Genomic DNA, 17,762 nt, shown 5'->3' with positions numbered 1-17,762 from the left:
GTTGTCGAAACGAAGGACGACCGAAGACTTACTAACCCTTTTGGAGTTTTCGTAATTCTTCGGCCGCCTATTTTGGGGGATGTGTTATATAGGAAATTTTAAAACTCGTTGATTCTTAGAACTTGTTGATGAATTCCCAAGTGGTCTTCGGAACCCAGGACTGCTGCTGGCCAGGATCCTTGTGGTCCCAGATGTGGCCGCCGGACTGAGTGCACCAACGGACCGGGAAACGTTCTTCAACAGTCGTGTAATCGTAACATTTGTGGGCGGCATTGCGCTGAGCTTCTTCGGCCTGTTCATTCTTGGCCTTGCCACCTTCGGAATTAAGCGTCAAGATGATATCACGAGCGGAGCGACCCATTTCGGGAGTGCAAAGACCGTCATCGAGGCCCAGCACACCCATCCAACCGATGCCCTTGTTCTGGCGCTGCGGCAACCAAATGTTGCGTTCGGCAGTTTCGTATACAGCCACGGCGCGGAGTACATCCTGATGATTCCAGGAAAGTCCATTACTGAACATGGAACCATAGCTAAAGCCTGTAGAGAATACGCGGCTCGAGTCAATGCAGAGATTGCTCTGTAGATCGGCCAAAAGTTCATCAAAGAGCAAGTAATCATCTTGACCCCACGGGGCCTGCTGTCCGTTACCTTCAGGTGCCACGAAGATGGTCGTCTTTTCGGTATCGAGAGGCTTAAGTCCGTAGTAGCCTTCTTGCTGCACGCCACCGGCCCAGCCACCCATGCAATGCATGCCGAACACCAGTCGATAAGGTTTCTTGTTGTCATAATTGTCCGGAATGTCGATACGGATGGTACGCTTGCCCTTGCTCCACTGGAAATCGTAGCTACCGGACTTGACGCGGTCCCAAGTCTTGCCGCAACCGCGAGTAGGCACAGGATCGTTCTTAAGGCCCCAACCGTAGGCGTACTGCGGTTCAACCTTCGTCTTTTTCACGGTTAGGGTAACGTTGGTGTCAAGATTGTTTAAAATCACCGAAAGGGTGTCATAACCATCGGCAATCACCTTAAGGGTTTCGCTGGAGGTAAGCCTTGCAAGAGCCGCCTTTGTGCCGTTGCCGTAAGAGGCTCCATAATTGCCGTTGGAAGTAAAGCGGATGTTGCGCTGTACGCTACCGATTTTCACGTTCGCATAATAAGCCCCCTGGGTCTTGACGCAAGCCTGTAAGTCAAGACTTCCAGAGCCATAAAGGGTTTCACTCAACAAACGGTTCCCCATCATGTCGAAGATTTTTACCTGTACGGGTTCGCTGGAACGCTGCGAAAACGAAAGTACACCGTTATTGACACTTATATAGCCCGGAAGCACGCGCCCCATCACGGACATTTCGTTTTGGTGAATTTCAAATTCACCCTTGGCATCGGTCTTTGAGGAAAGTCCGTTTTGGACCAATAAAACAGATGCGCCACTGACAGCAGCACCCTGTTCATCATTTACCTTGCCCGTAAGCGTAAAGGCGTTCGCCGTCACCGCTAACGCGCAGACGAAAACGAGAGATTCCCAAGCACTCTTTTTCATAACTAGCTCCTATATTGTACATTGAAAATAAACTCAAAAAAAGTCAATGGCTCATCAGGAAAAAGCATTCCCTTGGACAATAAGTCCACAGCCAGTTTTTCAAATCTTTACAACCTAGCCGTTTTACAGCCTTTTTCCATACACTTTGACAGGGAAAGCGGCGAATTATACTATTTTATTACATAGGAAACATTTAGTTTGGAGAGAATATGAAAAAGATTTGGACACTCATTGCTAGCACCATGTTGGTCGCATCTGCCGCTTTCGCACAAGACGACTACGATTACGCAGATCAAGCCGATGAACAGTATACCGAACAGGAACAGGCCGAAGTTCAGGCCGACGAACAACAAGCCTCAGCATCTTCTGAAGAAGACGCTGAACAGCCCAGCACTGCAGAAGAAGCAGCCCCCAGCAAACCGGTTGCAGCCCCGATCAACAACCAGGCCAGTGCCCAAGAACCCGTTCAAGAAAATGCCGAAAACGACTACGCTCAAGAACCCGCACCCCGTCAAGTCAAGCGCTTCGGCTTCGGTTTGAAGGTCGCTTTCGATTACGGCAGAATGTTCGGCTTCAAGGAAGACATGGATAACGATAGCGATATCAGCGGCTCGCCGTCCGGCATCGGCTTTGAAGCAGGCCTTATGGTTCGCTTCCAGATGATTCCCAACCTCTACTTTGCACCGGAAGTAAACGTTGCCTACATCAGCACCAACCACGAATACATGGGAAGCGAACGCAAGTACAACAGCGTGGATTTGGAAATTCCTTTGCTGATGCGCGGAATTGTTGCCGACAGGTTCTACGTTACCGGCGGTCCTCAGGTTGTATTTTCTATGAGCAGCAAAGCTGAAATCGAACCTCTTAAGGTAACCTCAGTCGGTATTACCAAAGAGAGCGAAGAAAAAATCGACCAGGCATCCTTCGGTTTCGGCATCGCAGCCGGCGCCGGCTTCAACATCTACGAAGGCCTGTTTATCGACCTGCGCTACTATATGGGTCTCACAGAGCTCTATCCTGATGTTAAGAGCATGGATGATTTCAACGACGGAGATGTTGCCGAAGGAGACTTCTACATGATCAACATGTCTGGCGCAAGAATGATGAAATTTAAAGTCGGTATCAGCTACTGGTTCATGTAATGAAGACTCTAACGAGTTTATCCTACAAAGAATGCCCGCCGATGGTATCGGCAGAGGCAATGCGGTTTCTAGACAACGACACCAAGCGTAGTCGCGTTTCTAGCCCCACATTCCAATATTTTGGCGAACCCCAGTTCAACATAGACTCTGCAGAGGTTCCTTCTGAAGAGTTTACGACCGCCATCGACGCCGGTTACGCTTTAATGAACAAGGCCGGACAAGCCCTGTTCGAACGAGTCTGTGACCACCTCGGAGAAAACCGGGAAGACAAATCCGTCGCCATCTTTATTGGCGGAGGAAACAACGGCGGAGACGGACTTGTTCTGGCCAGATTGTTGATCGAAGCCGGCATTCCCTGCTCCGTTTACTCCCTTGCAAAGGCTGAAGCCTTCAAGGACGAAGCTGCGAACGCCTACAGGGACTTTGCCGATAACGGCGGCCAGCTCATTGAGGTAAACAACCTTCCCGAACGCGACCCGAAATTTGCACTGGTGGTCGATTGCATGCTCGGGAACGGAGCCTCGGGAGAACTTCGCCCCGCTTTTGCACGAGCAGTTATCGCTATCAACGACTGGGGCATTCCCATTCTTGCCGCCGACGCCCCCACGGGTTACGATTCTTCGGAACACCGCTGCGGTGAAAATTGCATCCAGGCAAAAGAAACCATCGTTTTCGGGCTCCCCCGCCTAGATGCCTATACCAGCGAAGGCGCACGGGTTTTCGGCAAGACAACGGTCGAAGCCCTGGACTACCCCGACAACCTCATTGATAAGGTCTTATCAGGCGTTTTCCTTGCTACCGAAGACATGATTCCGTCCTTGCTCCCCAACCGTGACGAATACGGCGACAAGCGCAGCCAAGGTACCGCCATGGTCATAGCCGGTTCGGGCAACATGACCGGAGCTGCCGCCCTCTGCACCAAAGCGGTATTAAGAAGCGGAGCTGGCCTTGTCACTACCGCAGTGCCCAAGGCACTACTCCCGGCATTGCAATCAAAGCTTGACGAACCCGTATTCTACGGCATCGGCGATTCCACCACCGACAAGCTTTCGATTATGCACTTGATGCAGTTGCAGGACATTGCAACCCACCAAAGCGCCATCGCCATTGGCCCAGGACTTGGAACCGACACCGAAACCCAGGACGCCATCCGTATGTTCTTGACAGGGCTTACCAAGCCCGTCGTCGTAGACGCAGACGCCATCAACGCTTGCGGCTCCGCATTTTTCTGCATGGAAGGCGGTCCTGTCAACGCCATTATCACGCCCCACAAGCGCGAATGGGAACGGAACTTCGGTCCCCTCCCTGCCAACGAGAACTTTTATCCCGAGTACCTGCAGCAGTTTGCAACGCAGTTCAAGATTACCATCGTCCTGAAGGGGTGCCCCACCTATGTGGCAATTCCTGACGGTCGCGTGTACGTAATTCCGGCCCACAATTCCGGCCTTGCCAAGGGTGGCGCAGGCGATGTGCTTACAGGCATTATCACCGCCTTGCTCGCACAAGGTCTTGAATCGGCGGAAGCAGCCGTTCTCGGCGTACTCCTGCACCAGAAAGCCGGCAGACTCACCCGTGAAAAAATGGGAGCATTCAGCATGCTCCCGACAGATGTCATTGAAATGTTGCCGCAGGCTTTCGGCTGCTAAAGAGATGGCGGGTCAAGCCCGCCATGACGTTTTTCGTCATTCCGGCCTATGAGCCGGAATCTATATCATCTCCGCAACCAGCTTATCCAGCGCAGCTTCAGATTCAGCACTAAGCGTAGACTTCACCGTTACCACAGTTTCGGCGAGGGTTACGTTCTTGAGCGTAGAAAGGATTTCGGTCATCTTCTTCGCGGCCATGGGAGCCCAAGTGCCGTTTTCGATAACGCCCACCTTGCGGTTGCTGTAGTTCTTCGCCTTCAAGTGGTTCAAGAAATCTTCCATCACCGGGAAAAGGCCAGCATCGTACGTGGGAGCGGCGACCACCATGCGGTCATAGCGGAAGGCGTCTTCGATGACTTCGGCCATGTCGCTACGGGCAAGGTCAGAGACCACGACTTTTTCGACACCGGCGGCGGTCAACTTTTCTGCAAGCTTTTCGGCAGCCTTCTTGGTTCCGCCATAGATCGAGGCGAAAGCCACAAGCACGCCCTTGTCTTCGGGAGCGTAGCTGCTCCAAGTGTTGTACTTGTCGATGTAGTAGCCGAGATTTTCGGTGAGCACCGGACCATGCAGCGGGCAAATCGTCTTGATGTCAAGCGCAACAGCCTTCTTGAGCACCGCCTGCACCTGGTTGCCGTACTTGCCCACAATGTTGAAGTAGTAGCGGCGGGCTTCGCAAGCCCAATCATCCGGGTCAGCATCGTACACACCGAACTTGCCGAATGCATCGGCAGCAAACAAGACCTTTTCGGACTGTTCGTAGCTGAACAGAACTTCGGGCCAGTGCACCATCGGAGCACCAATGAATTGCAAGGTGTGAGCGCCGAGAGCAAGCGTATCGCCTTCCTTCACGGCTAAAGTCTTAGTCGATGCAGGCAGCGTCATGAACTGCGGCAAGAGAGCAAAAGCCTTGGCGGAGGCCACGAGAGTCGTTTCAGGATACTTCGCCACGAAATCAGCTATGCCACCGGCGTGATCCGGTTCCAAGTGGTGAATCACCAGGTAGTCCGGCTTGCGGCCAGCGAGAGCGGCATCCAGATTTGCAAGCCATTCATTTACCTTGTGGGCATCCACCGTGTCGGTCACGGCAATTTTTTCGTCAACGATGACATAAGAATTGTAGGCCATGCCTTCGGGCACCACATACTGACCTTCGAACAGATCGATATCTCTGTCATCGACGCCAATGTACTTGATATTTTCACTAAAATTCTTCATGATTTTTCCTTTTTTGTTAACCGCGCCAATTTAATAATTTTTGGAGGGCTAAAATATTAATCTTCCAAGAAATACTGCACGTTCGTCACAACGCGGACCTTCTTGATATAAGGCGTATTTTCATCGCGGTCCTCAATGGAGAATACACCCTGCGTAGCCGTTTTGATTTTGCCGAGTTTGCTTTCGGAATCCTTCGCAAATTTTTCGGCAGCGGTGCGTGCGTTACGAGTTGCCTCGTCAATCATGGCGGGCTTGATCTCGTTGAGGCCGTTAAAACTATAAATGGTGCGGTACTGGTAATCGCTGCCACTAAATGCTATTCCATTTTTCAAAAGCTCGCTTTGCTTTTCCATGACCTTACGGACAAGAGCAACATCATTTGTAGCCACCGTTGCAACCGCTGTTGCCACATAACGATAAGCATGTTTATCACCGCTATACAGTTCACTATTTGCATCTACAATCGCCGGAGTCGAGTAGGTAATGTTTTCCTTCTGGACACCATTTTCGAGCAGGAACTTTTCTAGAATCTGCGACTTTGATTGTAGCGTTGCAGAAAGCTCGGCAAGGTCATTGCCCACTTCCTTGTAAACGATTGGCCAAATCACGAAATCCGCCGAGACTTCGCGTTCCGCAAGCCCACGCACAAACACCACACGATCACGATCTTTGGAATGAAGCATTGCCGAATAGAAAAAAGCACCCAAACCCAATATGGCGATAGCAAGAACAATCGCTTCCTTGATTCTCGATTGCATAAACAACTCCTTTTTTATACTATTTAATATACAAAAATGGTTCCGATAAATTTTATATTTTGCAGCGCAATTGACAAAGCGAGGTTAGAAGGTGATTTGTCCTAAATGCAATAGAAAATACGAAAACGACATGCCTAAATGTCTGTGGTGCGACACGCCCAATCCAAATTTCGGCAAGGAGCCCTCAGCTATTCAAGAAACAAACCAGGATAACAACCCTGAAGACAAGGAACAGGAGAACAAACCCCACAAGGGAACGTTGCTCTTTTGGATGGGCGCCATTCTCGGAGGACTCGGCGTACATTGCTTTATAAGCGGAAGAAACTTAAGAGGCATTTTATACGCAGTCTTCGGAGGCTTCACCCTCAACTTTCTCATAGGATTCCTAAATCCCTTCGGCGTTAGTTTCCCTGTAGGGGTATACATTTTCACGAATCTCGCAAGCATCGTCATTACGATTCTGGCTAGCATTGACCTCTGGAAAATCGCTCGCGGAAAATACACCCATCAAAAGAAAGGCTTTACTTATGTTGGCGCCACATGGATGATTGTCATAGCCATACTGGTATACTGTGTCGATGGTATATTCATCTTAGCGGGCACCACGAAAAACATTGCCAACGGATTTTTTGACATTAACACATACGAAAGCCAACTCAGTAGCATCCAAGACTGCTACGAAACAACCGCAGCTTCTATAGATGATTACATTGTGAGACAAGAAAAGTTCTTTGCGGCAGAAAAACATCTTGGAAGTTTTGAAGACATCGCCTTCATTGAGAGCGCCTACAAATGTAATAATTCAAGGCATTTCCAAACACAGGACTTGAAAATAGGCATTTCAGTGAGTTACAGAGCCCTTAAAGGTTGCAATAGAAATTCTATCTGGACCTACTCCGCTTCTGTTCAAGATGACAAACTCGTCTGGTACGCCACCATGCCTAAAGACGAAAAATGCAAGGAAACATTCCCGAAATTTTATGAGTTGAAAGACAAGCTGGAAAAACAACAGACTGAAAGTTCCGCGCAATAATTGTTATCTTTCAAAATATGGCCGAAAAGACTTTACTTTTGCTCGACTCATACGCGCTTGCGTTCCGCATGTTTTACGCCTATTCGCAGAACCCGCTGAAAAACAGCCAGGGCGAAGAGGTCTCGATGATGCATGGTTACTGGGGTGCGGTGCTCCGCATTCTGGCTAAGCACAAGCCGACGCATTTTGCGATTGCACGGGATGTCGCGCACACGAAGACTTTTAGGCACGAACTTTACCCCGACTACAAGGCCAATCGCGGCCCCATGCCCGAAGAAATGGCGGCACAGATGCCGCTCCTGGGCGAAAGCCTTGAAGCCAGTGGAATTCCCCTTTTGTCGGAGCCGGGCTACGAAGCGGACGACGTGATGGCAAGTACTGCCATGGCCGCCGTAGAAGCAGGTTTTGACCATGTGGTCATTCTGAGTAAAGACAAGGACATGTCGCAGATTGTAACCGACAAGATCCATCTTTTCCATTTGACCAAGGGCGCCGACGGTATTGACTTTGGCCCCGAACAGGTGCTCGAAAAATACGGGCTCCCGCCGGAGAAAATCCGCGACTACCTGGCCCTTATGGGTGATGCCAGCGATAACGTTCCAGGTGTACCCAAGGTAGGCCCCAAAACCGCTATCCAGTTGCTGAACGATTACGGTGACATGGACAACCTTTACGCAAACCTCGACAAAATTACCAAGAAGGGTTTGCACGACAATTTGGCCAACAACCGCGAGAAGGCTTTCCTCAGCCGCGAACTGGTGACGCTCCAGACGAAGCGCGCCTTCAGCGGAAACTTGGACGCCCTCGAATACAACGGCCTGCATGTGGATACCTTGGCACAGATGTTCAAGGACCACGAAATCAACAGCCTGTTACGCCTTTTGGAAGGCATTCCGAGCAAGACGGGATTCGTACGCGAAGGCGATAGCGCAGGAAGCGCGGATTCCGCAAGCAGCGACGCCGTAGCAAGCGCCGATTTTCCGGTGGATGTTCCGCCCCCGTATATCTGCGTCGATAGCGATGAAGTCTTCGAACAGATGAAGACCGAATTCGCCGTCTCATCGCTGATTGGCGTTGACACCGAAACGGATGGACTCGACCCAATGCAGTGCAACCTGGTGGGACTCTGCTTGGCCGCCGCCGACAACGACGGCAAAGTCAACAAAGGCTATTACATTCCGCTGGGACATTCCGACGAAATCGGATTCCCGCTCCCCACAGGCCCGAAAGGCAACTTTGATTTAAACAAGACGAAGGAATGGTTCTGCGGATTCTTCGCCGACACCGCACCCGCCGCAGGCTCCGAGAAGCCCCGCGCCTTCGTGTTCCACAATGCGAAATTCGACTTACACGTGCTGGCCCGTGCCTTCAAGATTCCGCAGTCGGTCATCGACAACGCAAACTTGATTGACACGCTGATTGCCGCCTGGATGCTTTCGCCAGGACAGTCTGGCCTTGGCCTTGACAATCAGGTGATGCAACGCCTGCAGCATGAGATGATTCCCATCGAGAACCTGATTGGCCGCGGCAAGAACCAGATTACCTTCAATCGCGTCGCCGTCAAGGAAGCTACCGAATATGGCGCCGAAGATGCGGTCTACACGCTGCGCCTCTGGGAACCGCTCCGCCGCGAACTTGAAAAGCTTGACTACGAGAAGTATTTCTTTGAACAGGAAATGCCTCTCTTGAAAGTACTTTACCAGATGGAATCCGTGGGCGTAGCCATCGATGTTCCTGCCCTCAAGACGCTGGAATTGGAATTGCAGCACCGCATCGAAAAGCTTGAAAAAGAAATCTGCGACATGGCTGGTTTCGAATTCAACATCGGCTCGCCCAAGCAACTGGGTGAAGTGCTGTTCGACACCCTCGGACTTCCCGAAATCAAGAAGCGCAGTACCGATGCCGTCGTTCTCGAAGAACTCAGTTTCAAGGCCCCGCACCCCATCGTTTTCGCCGTTATCGAATACCGCGAACTCAAGAAGATGCAGAGCACCTATATCTCGGTGCTCCCCACGCTGGTGAATCCGGATACCAAGCGCATTCACACGAGCTTCATTCAGTGGGGTACTGCGACAGGCCGCCTCTCTAGCCGTGATCCGAACTTGCAGAACATTCCTGTTCGCAGCGACCTGGGCAAAAAGATTCGCGCCGCGTTCATCCCGCAGAGCAAGGACAACGTGGTTCTGGCAGTGGACTACTCACAGATTGAATTGCGCATGCTTGCCCACTTGAGCGGCGACGAGGCGCTCATTGAAAGCTACAAGGAAGGCATCGACATTCACGCCCGCACCGCCGCCGCCATTTACGGAGTCAAACTCGACGAAGTCAACAGCGACATGCGCCGCGACGCCAAGGTGGTGAATTTCGGCGTACTCTACGGCATGACCGCCTTCCGCCTCTCCCGCGACTTGAAAATTCCGATGTCGCAGGCAAAAGATTTCATTACCGGCTACTTCGACATGTATCAGGGCGTGCAGCGCTACATCGAAGATATCAAGACGGCCGCCCACCGAGACGGTTACGTGGAAACCCTTTCGGGCCGCCGCCGTTACATCGCAGGCATCGACTCTAGTGACCGCATGGAATCGCAAATGGCCGAGCGCATGGCCGTGAATACTCCCGTCCAAGGCTCCGCCGCCGACCTCATCAAGATTGCCATGATCCGCATTCAAAAGCGAATCAACACCGAGAACCTGCCGCTCAAAATGATGCTGCAGGTCCACGACGAACTCGTATTCGAATGCCCCCGCGACCAGGTGGACGCCATGTCGCAAATGGTCAAGGCCGAAATGGAAGGCGCCATGCAACTCAAGGTCCCCCTCGTCGCCAGCGTCGGCTTCGGCGAGAACTGGCTAGTGGCACATTAAAACAGCCCCTGTTGAGTCTTTTTCATCGGAAAAGCGCCCGCCAGGCGCTTTTTCTTTTGAATTTGTCTGTTACAAATATATTTTCCTTGAAAAAGGCTATTTCAAGGAGTGTTTATGGCTCGTTTAGGTGTTTTCGGAATCGTTTGCGGCGCTGCACTTTTGGCAGGCACCGTTTCGGCAGCCACCCTTCCCACCGCAAAAGAAGTCCAGGCCAACATGGGTATGGGCTTTAACATCGGCAATTCCATGGAAGTGCCGAACAACCCCACCCTTTGGGGCAACCCCTATCCGACTCAGGCCCTGCTCGATTCCGTAAAGGCGGCCGGCTTCAACACGGTTCGTATTCCCTGCGCCTGGGATAGCCACGCTCTGGGCGGAAAAATCACCGAAACCTGGCTTGACTCTGTGAAAACCGTGGTCGATTACGCCATGCGCGCAGGCCTCTACACGATTTTGAACATCCACCACGAAGGTGAAGGAGGCTGGTTCCAGAGCAACATCGGCACGAACGTCGATAACGGCATCGACACCAAGATGAAAAATTACTGGACGCAGATTGCAAACAAGTTCAAGGATTATAACGAACGTTTGATGTTTGCAGGCGCCAACGAACCCGGCCCGAATATCGACACCTGGACTGCACAGCATGTAAGCACGCTGATGCACTACTACCAGACCTTTATTGACGCCGTACGCGCCACGGGCGGCAACAATGAGACACGCACCCTGATTATCCAAGGTCTCAATACCGACATCAACAAGTCTGTCGCCAACGCTCCGGTGAACACCTTCCCGAAGGACAACGTGGAAGGCCGCCTGATGTTCGAAGTACACTACTACGATCCGTACCAGTACACGCTCATGACAGGCGAACAGAACTGGGGCGCAAGCGAACCCATCCAGCCGCAATACTACTACGGCGACTACCAGAAATCTAGCGAACCCAAGCGCAACGCAGGTTACAATGCTTGGGCAGGCTCCGTAGATTCCAAACTCGCAAGCATTACCCACCCACAAGAACAGTTTGCCAAGATGAAGACGAACTATGTGGACAAGGGCTATCCGGTCATCGTGGGTGAATTCGGCGCAAATGTCCGCACCCCGGAACTGAACGGATCTGACCTTACCCTCCATAAGAACGGCCGCGTGCAGTGGCATAAAGACGTGGTATCTGCCGCCAAGCAGTATGGGCTTACCCCGATTCTTTGGGACATGGGCAACGAAAGCGACTCCGGCTACGACAACATGGCCTATATCCGCCGTCAATCTTCGCCGGTGGGCAAAATCCTCGAAACCGATGTCATCAACGCCATGCGTAGCGTATACAACCTCGGCAACTACGAAAACAAGGGCGTCACCCATGTAGAAGACTTTATTACTGAAGGCAACACTACCGCATTGAAGGTCGCCACGTCTGCCACCGTCAAGTTCACTCGTGACGGAAACACCCTTTATGGCTCCGGAAAGATTTCCCTTTACGACCTGAAGGGTAACCTGATTCGCTCCGCCGGCAAGGTCGGCAACACGAAAATGGATCTACAGGGGATCCACCAGGGCGTATACATTGCCAAATGCGGCGGTCAAATGATGCAGATCCAGATTCGTTAAAAAATCTCAACACCCCCATATATAATAGCACCCGATTTTACGAAATCGGGGCTTTTTTATGCAATTTCGGCCTTTTTTAGCGATTTTAGTTTTAAAAAAGCAATGTTGTAGCCGTTGAGAATTTATCACCACATATTTGGGGCCAAGGGACATTTTTATTTACGGCACCCCTTTTAGAATTTAATTTCAATACGAGGAATAAAATTATAGGAGTAATCATGACTCGTTTTGGTATGTTTGGAATCACCTGCGGCGCAGTTCTTTTCGCAAGCACTGCTGCTTTCGCACTCCCCAAGGCCACGCAGTTGGTCGAGCCCATGGGCATGGGCTATAACATCGGCAATACCATGGAAGTGCCGGAAAACCCGACCGGTTGGGGCAACCCCCTCCCGAACGCCGCCTACATCAAGGCCATCAAGGCAGCCGGATTCAACACCGTCCGTATTCCTTGCGCCTGGTACTCCCATTCCGACGCCCTCGCCCAGGATATCACCGCCAACGGCGGCACCGCCGACAACAAGTACTACACCCACGTAGGCAAGGCTGTCGACTTCACCACCCCGACCATCGATGCCGACTGGCTCAAGCAGGTGAAGGATGTCGTGGACCTGATCATCGCCGAAGGCATGTACGTGGTTCTCAACTCCCACTGGGACGAAGGCTGGCTCGAAGACCGCGTCTACGAAGGTACCGCCAATCCCCGTAGTGGTTCCGGCGACATCGCCAACACTTCTGCCACCACCAAGGCCCGCCAGGCCGCATTCTGGAGCCAGATTGCCACCTACTTCAAAGATTACGACGAACACCTCCTGTTCGCAGGCGCCAATGAACCGGGCGTGAACGACCCGTGGGGCGACAGTGGCCAGTGGGCATTTGACGATTCCCGTATGCAGATTCTGAAGGGCTACTACGAAGCCTTCATTACCTCTGTGCGTAACGCCGGTGGCAACAACGACACCCGTACCCTCATCGTGCAGGCTCCGCGTACCGAAATGGACATGGCCCCCATGCTCAGCCAGAACTTCCCGACCGACCCGGCTGGCGAAGGCTACATGATGGCCGAAGTCCACTACTATCCGTATCAGTACTCCCTCATGACCGCCGACGAAGATTGGGGCACCCAGTACTTCTACTACACCGGCCTCGAAAGCACCACCGACAAGACCCACAACATGGGCTGGAACGTCTACAGCAAGAGCGTCGACAACTCCGCTCTCGGCACCCCAAACCAGATTGCCAAGGCCTTCGGTGAACTCAAGACCATGTTCTGCGACAAGGGCATTCCGGTAATTATCGGTGAACTTGGCGCCATCAAGCGTTTCGGCGAGATTACCGACGCTGCTGGCCTCAAACTCCACCTGCAGGGCCGCGCACTCTTCTACGGCGAAGTCGCCAAGAACGCCAAGGCTAACGGCATCGTCCCCTACGTCTGGGACACCGGCGCCGAAGACGACGGTAACATGACCATCATTACCCGCCAGAAGGGCACCAACGCCATTCTCGACCCGGATGTGCTGAACGCCTTGCAGAAGGCCTACGGCATGGAAGGCAACCTCCCGAGCAACATCGATAGCCTTGTCAAGTTGAACGAAGTTGTTGAATCCGAAGGCGGCAAGGGCGTCGAAGTGACCTACACGAGCGCCACCGCTGACTCCAGCGAAACGGGCACCCTCCGCATCAACCTGGCCAACGACAAGAAGGACCTCTCCAAGTATGTCGGCATCGAAATCCGCATGAAGGGCTCTGTAGAAACAGCTGGTCCCTGCACCAACGCAGCAAAGGATTGTGGCGAATACGGCTGGACCTCCATGGACTTCTTCATGATGACCGGCGGCAGTTGGGACTGGTTCGACGCCAACGTCTTGGAACAGGCTGACCAGGAACTCGACGCTACCAAGTTCCAGACGTTCCAGATCAAGTGGGAAGACTTCCGCACCGAACCCACCGGCCTCAACTCTGTGAACGCCATCGGCCTCAACCTCTACGGCACCCAGGTTTCTGGCACCATCGTCATCGACTACATCAAGGGCATCAAGGCTGACGGATCCACCGAAATCATCGATGACTTCGAAAAGAAGCCGTCTACCGAAGGCACTGCAGTCGGCAAGATCGTTGCCCTCAGCAATTCTGACGCCATCAAGCCTGCAACTGTCGCAGCAGCCTCCAAGATGCTCGTGAACGTGCAACCCGGCATGGTAAGCGCAAGCTTCACCGCAGCAACGACCGCCCCGGCAAAGGCCATGCTCCTGAACAGCCTCGGCCAGGTAATCGCCCAGCAGAACTTCACCGCCAACAAGGGCATGAACCGCGTGGAACTCTCCAGCGACTACCGCGGTCCGGCAATGCTCATGGTTAAGCAGGGCAGCCAGCGCTACATGCAGAAGGTGATTCTGAAATAAGTTTCGTGTGGAGTCCCGGCAGGTTGGAGTGTCTCGCCGGGATGCTTGACAAAGCAAAGGGAACCGGTCGCATGACCGGTTTTCTTTTTATATACAGAAAGGGCGAGGCCTAAGGCCCCGCCCTTCGTTCAATCACCTTTTGAATTACTCGTCGCCGGTAACGAGGTCAACCTTCTTCGTCAGGAGGTCTTCGTCACCCACGTCAGAAGTAACAATCTTGCCGTTGATTTCGGCATAAGGCAACACGTAGAAGTATACGCGGGTTGCGTCTTCGAAACGAGTGTCATAGAGATTGATATTGATTTCAGTGGTCTTATTGTCGGTAATATCCCTGAATTCAAGGGCATCCGCCATACGATCTGTCCTATAGAAGATCTTATAGCCAGAAAGACCGGCAATTTCGTTCTTATACACCGTCCAGGAAAGCTTGTTTTCCGTATCGTCGAAAGTAATCTTGGTTACGTTAGACGGACGACCAGAAAGAGAACCGGGTGTAAAGTTCAGCGCCAATTTCTTGGAGCGGCCTTCCTTAGTGTAAACAGAACCTTCAAGGCAATAGGTAGTGCGGTTCCACCTGTTGGAAATGGAATTGACCATAACGGTTTTGCCATCACGGTCAAGTCCCGAAGCCACCAACACCTGGGCGCCACCTTCGCAGCGACCAGCTTCTACGTTAGCGATACCGCCCTTGTAAACCGACCAGGCGTTTTCCACGGAGTCTTCCACAAGGTCAGTAGAGAAGGTCAGAAAAATATCGGCATCTTCGTCGATGGTATCCAGAGTCGCAAAATTCGTGCGGATCAGTTCCGGAAGCAGACCGACCACTTCCATGGTAATCTGATTCATGCTACGAACTTCACCAGCGCGGAGGCCTCCCACCACCAACTCATCGGCGTTGCGGGCCTCATAGGTCTGGCCATCGATTTCTGCCTGCGGGACCACAATCTGGTACTCACAGTTTTCTGCCAAGTTCTTGAAAGAGAACACGCCAGAAGCATCGGTGGTTGTCTTGATTTCAGACGGATAGACTTCACCGTTGACATACCTGATGACCACCGGAATCTTGGAAGCGGCAGTCAAGTTGTCTGTCTTGGTATCCTTAAGAAGAACCGTTCCGTTAACGGTAACGCCTTCCTTGTGCAAATCTATCTGCAGAATCTTGTCGGCCACGCGGGCGGTGCTGCCCTTGCCGGATTCTTCGATAGAGATATTTGCAATCTGGTGAGCATAGCCTTCTTTAGAAACGATGTAGCGGTAATCACCGATAGCATTCTTTTCCCATGTGACAACGCCCATGGAATCAGAATAGAGCGTATCCTGATCCAGTTCCGAATAAACCACAGCCGAATCAATGGGAAGACCAGACTTGGAATCCACAATCTTCATCGTAATCGTAGAATTAGTCTTTGCCTCATCAGTTGCGTTGACAACTTCATCTTCCAAGCAACCCGTCATCAATGCGGCGGCAGACGATAAAAGAATTAAAACCTTTTTATTCATGTTGTTACCTATTGATTAGTTGCTTATTCTTTTTCTGTTTTAACTTCGAACTTGCTGGGAGTTGCAGAGACAGCGTCAGCCGTAACCGTATCGCCGTCCACAATCACGTACGGGAGCACAATGAACTTGACCCATTCCGTACCGGTGCGAACCACGCTTGCAGTAGAGACGAAGGCGCGTTCACTTTCGGCAGTCGGCTTGATGGAAGCATATCCTCTATACCAGTAGTAGTCATGATCAATACTGGAGCGGTCGTATGCGCCATACTGATCAGCATTGTCAGCACACTTCGAGTCATTCATATACATAGTCTGATCATACTTAGTAGTGCAGGACACGGAATCCGTGTAAGCCGTTACATAGTAACGCGTTGTAGTTGTCGGAGCCGTTCCAATCTCGGCATAAACTTCATAGCATTCATTGGCCATGCTGGAATAGCTGTAGTTTTTCGAAGTACAGGTCACCGGTTCGGCAAGAGCCTTGTTAAAGCGCCACTTGTATGTATAGATGTAATGATCATCTGCATCGTAACTTCCCGAATAGTTCGTATAAGATCCATACGCATCATCATAATCAGCACAATATGTCGAATACGAATAACCATACGGAACCGTGCAAGTCACTGAATCCAGAGCAGAAGACTTTGTCCAAGTGAAGGTATATTCATAGGTGTCATAATCATCCATTGAAGTCACTTCAGTCCTGGAAGAATCCGTATACCAGAAGTAATTGTAATTGGTTTCTTGGCGGCTAAAGTTACCGAATTCTTCGTACTGCACGCAATTCATCACGTTCGTTTCTTTCTTGCAAGAAGTAGAGTCAATCGGAAGTTCTCCGGAGCCCCAAGCCTTGTATTCTTCGAAATCAGCAGATTCGCTCGTCTGGAAGAACACCTTGTAGCCCTTGACTTCATTTTCGCCCTTATTCCAGCGCAATGCGACATAGCGACCATAATAGTCTTCGGCAACCAGGCCCTTGATCAAGTCGGGCCTAGACACGGTGCTACCCGGCACAAACTTCTTGGTAACGCGAACGCTCTTGCCTTCGTTGGTGTACACGGTACCCACAACCGTATAGGTCGCAAGCTTGGTCCACTTTTCAGAAACCGGCTTGATCACCACGGTTCTATCATCTTCATCCAAAGATGCCGTGACCAACACTTCCGTATTGCTACCGATAACAAGATCAGGGTAAACCACATCATATTCGTCAACATAGTAGTTGTAAGCACCCTTGTAGACCTTCCATGCCGTAGACACGGAGTCTGCCAGCAAAGCCGTCGAGAAGGAAAGCTTCACGTTGTCGTCGGTTTCAAGGCTCTGCAGATTGTCCTTGATGAGTTCCGGCGTGAGGCCCACGATGGACATGGTCACCGGTTCAAGAACACGCTGTTCACCATTGCGGAGTTCAGAGTTGATAACCTTGCGTTCTTCAGAAGCGTAGGTCTTGTCATCCACAGACACCTGCGGAACCTTAACAGAGTAGGTAAGACCTTCGGCCAGGTTCTTGAATTCGTACACGCCCGAGGTATCGGTCTTGGTCGTGATTTCGGAAGGAACGATGAAGGTATTGTCGTAAGAGAGAACAACCTTCACGTTCTTTGCTGCAGAAAGGTTACCATTCTGGGGATCCTTCAGCAACACGGTACCCTTAACCGAAACGCCTTCCTTGTACATGGGAACGATTTCGATACGGTCTTCTACGCGGGCGATGTCGCCCTGGCTATTTTCCTGAAGCAGGGCCGTATATGTACGGGTAGCGTAACCTTCTTTAACGATTGTGTACTCGTAATCACCGATGGCGTTCTTCTTCCAAGTGGTGACACCCACCGAGTCCGTATATTCCGTTTCGGCATCAATGAGGGAATAGACTTCAGCAGAATCAATGGCAAGGCCAGTGTTGTTGTCCACAACCTTGAGAGTGATTGTGCCCTTGGACTTTGCTTCGTCCGTAATGTTTGTAACGGTATCGTCGCCGCAAGCACTAAGCAGCATAGCGGCAGATGCGATTCCAAATGCGAGTTTGAGTTTCATAGTTTTTGGTATCCTTTTTTA

Annotated in this window: 11 protein-coding genes; 6 read left to right on the top strand and 5 right to left on the bottom strand. The window is 51.5% G+C overall.

Annotation, left to right across the window (positions count from 1 at the left end; genetic code table 11):
• Positions 1-115: 115 nt before the first annotated feature.
• On the bottom strand, positions 116-1,537 hold the full coding sequence (locus ACJMNB_RS04175) for an esterase (protein ID WP_405339295.1): 1,422 nt from the start codon (positions 1,535-1,537) through the stop codon (positions 116-118).
• A 209-nt stretch (positions 1,538-1,746) separates the two neighbouring features.
• Here ACJMNB_RS04175 and ACJMNB_RS04170 point away from each other — a divergent pair, with 209 nt between their 5' ends.
• Positions 1,747-2,679 carry an outer membrane beta-barrel protein gene (locus ACJMNB_RS04170; RefSeq protein ID WP_405339293.1) on the top strand — a complete coding sequence of 311 codons (933 nt, stop codon included), beginning with the start codon at positions 1,747-1,749 and terminating at the stop codon, positions 2,677-2,679.
• A gap of 59 nt (positions 2,680-2,738) precedes the next feature.
• The gene (locus ACJMNB_RS04165; RefSeq protein WP_405339291.1) at positions 2,739-4,325 is read left to right on the top strand and encodes an NAD(P)H-hydrate dehydratase; all 1,587 of its coding nucleotides are present in this window, start codon (positions 2,739-2,741) and stop codon (positions 4,323-4,325) included.
• A 60-nt stretch (positions 4,326-4,385) separates the two neighbouring features.
• On the opposite strand, the gene ACJMNB_RS04160 is transcribed toward ACJMNB_RS04165, so the two are convergent.
• Positions 4,386-5,543, bottom strand: a complete 1,158-nt coding sequence (locus ACJMNB_RS04160) for an FprA family A-type flavoprotein (protein WP_405339289.1) — start codon at positions 5,541-5,543, stop codon at positions 4,386-4,388.
• A 56-nt stretch (positions 5,544-5,599) separates the two neighbouring features.
• Positions 5,600-6,301: an SIMPL domain-containing protein gene (locus tag ACJMNB_RS04155; protein ID WP_405339287.1), complete on the bottom strand. Its 702-nt coding sequence runs from the start codon at positions 6,299-6,301 to the stop codon at positions 5,600-5,602.
• A 130-nt stretch (positions 6,302-6,431) separates the two neighbouring features.
• On the opposite strand from ACJMNB_RS04155, the gene ACJMNB_RS04150 reads away from it, so the two are divergent.
• The 4 genes from ACJMNB_RS04150 (at position 6,432) to ACJMNB_RS04135 (ending at position 14,208) form a co-directional block, all read left to right on the top strand.
• On the top strand, positions 6,432-7,334 hold the full coding sequence (locus ACJMNB_RS04150; RefSeq protein WP_405339285.1) for a hypothetical protein: 903 nt from the start codon (positions 6,432-6,434) through the stop codon (positions 7,332-7,334).
• Positions 7,335-7,351: 17 nt separating this feature from the next.
• Complete coding sequence (gene polA / locus ACJMNB_RS04145; protein WP_405339283.1) at positions 7,352-10,201, top strand: DNA polymerase I; 2,850 nt, start codon at positions 7,352-7,354, stop codon at positions 10,199-10,201.
• 114 nt (positions 10,202-10,315) lie between these two features.
• Complete coding sequence (locus ACJMNB_RS04140; RefSeq protein WP_405339281.1) at positions 10,316-11,809, top strand: glycoside hydrolase family 5 protein; 1,494 nt, start codon at positions 10,316-10,318, stop codon at positions 11,807-11,809.
• Positions 11,810-12,027: 218 nt separating this feature from the next.
• Positions 12,028-14,208, top strand: a complete 2,181-nt coding sequence (locus ACJMNB_RS04135; RefSeq protein WP_405339279.1) for a glycoside hydrolase family 5 protein — start codon at positions 12,028-12,030, stop codon at positions 14,206-14,208.
• 144 nt (positions 14,209-14,352) lie between these two features.
• Here ACJMNB_RS04135 and ACJMNB_RS04130 read toward each other — a convergent pair whose 3' ends face one another.
• Positions 14,353-15,708, bottom strand: coding sequence for a hypothetical protein (locus tag ACJMNB_RS04130; protein WP_405339277.1), 1,356 nt, complete (start codon positions 15,706-15,708; stop codon positions 14,353-14,355).
• Positions 15,709-15,731: 23 nt separating this feature from the next.
• Complete coding sequence (locus ACJMNB_RS04125) at positions 15,732-17,741, bottom strand: hypothetical protein (RefSeq protein WP_405339275.1); 2,010 nt, start codon at positions 17,739-17,741, stop codon at positions 15,732-15,734.
• Positions 17,742-17,762: the final 21 nt, after the last annotated feature.

It is taken from the genome of Fibrobacter sp. (assembly GCF_045131395.1).
GTDB lineage: Bacteria > Fibrobacterota > Fibrobacteria > Fibrobacterales > Fibrobacteraceae > Fibrobacter.
This window is presented reverse-complemented; position numbering and strand designations above follow the sequence as displayed.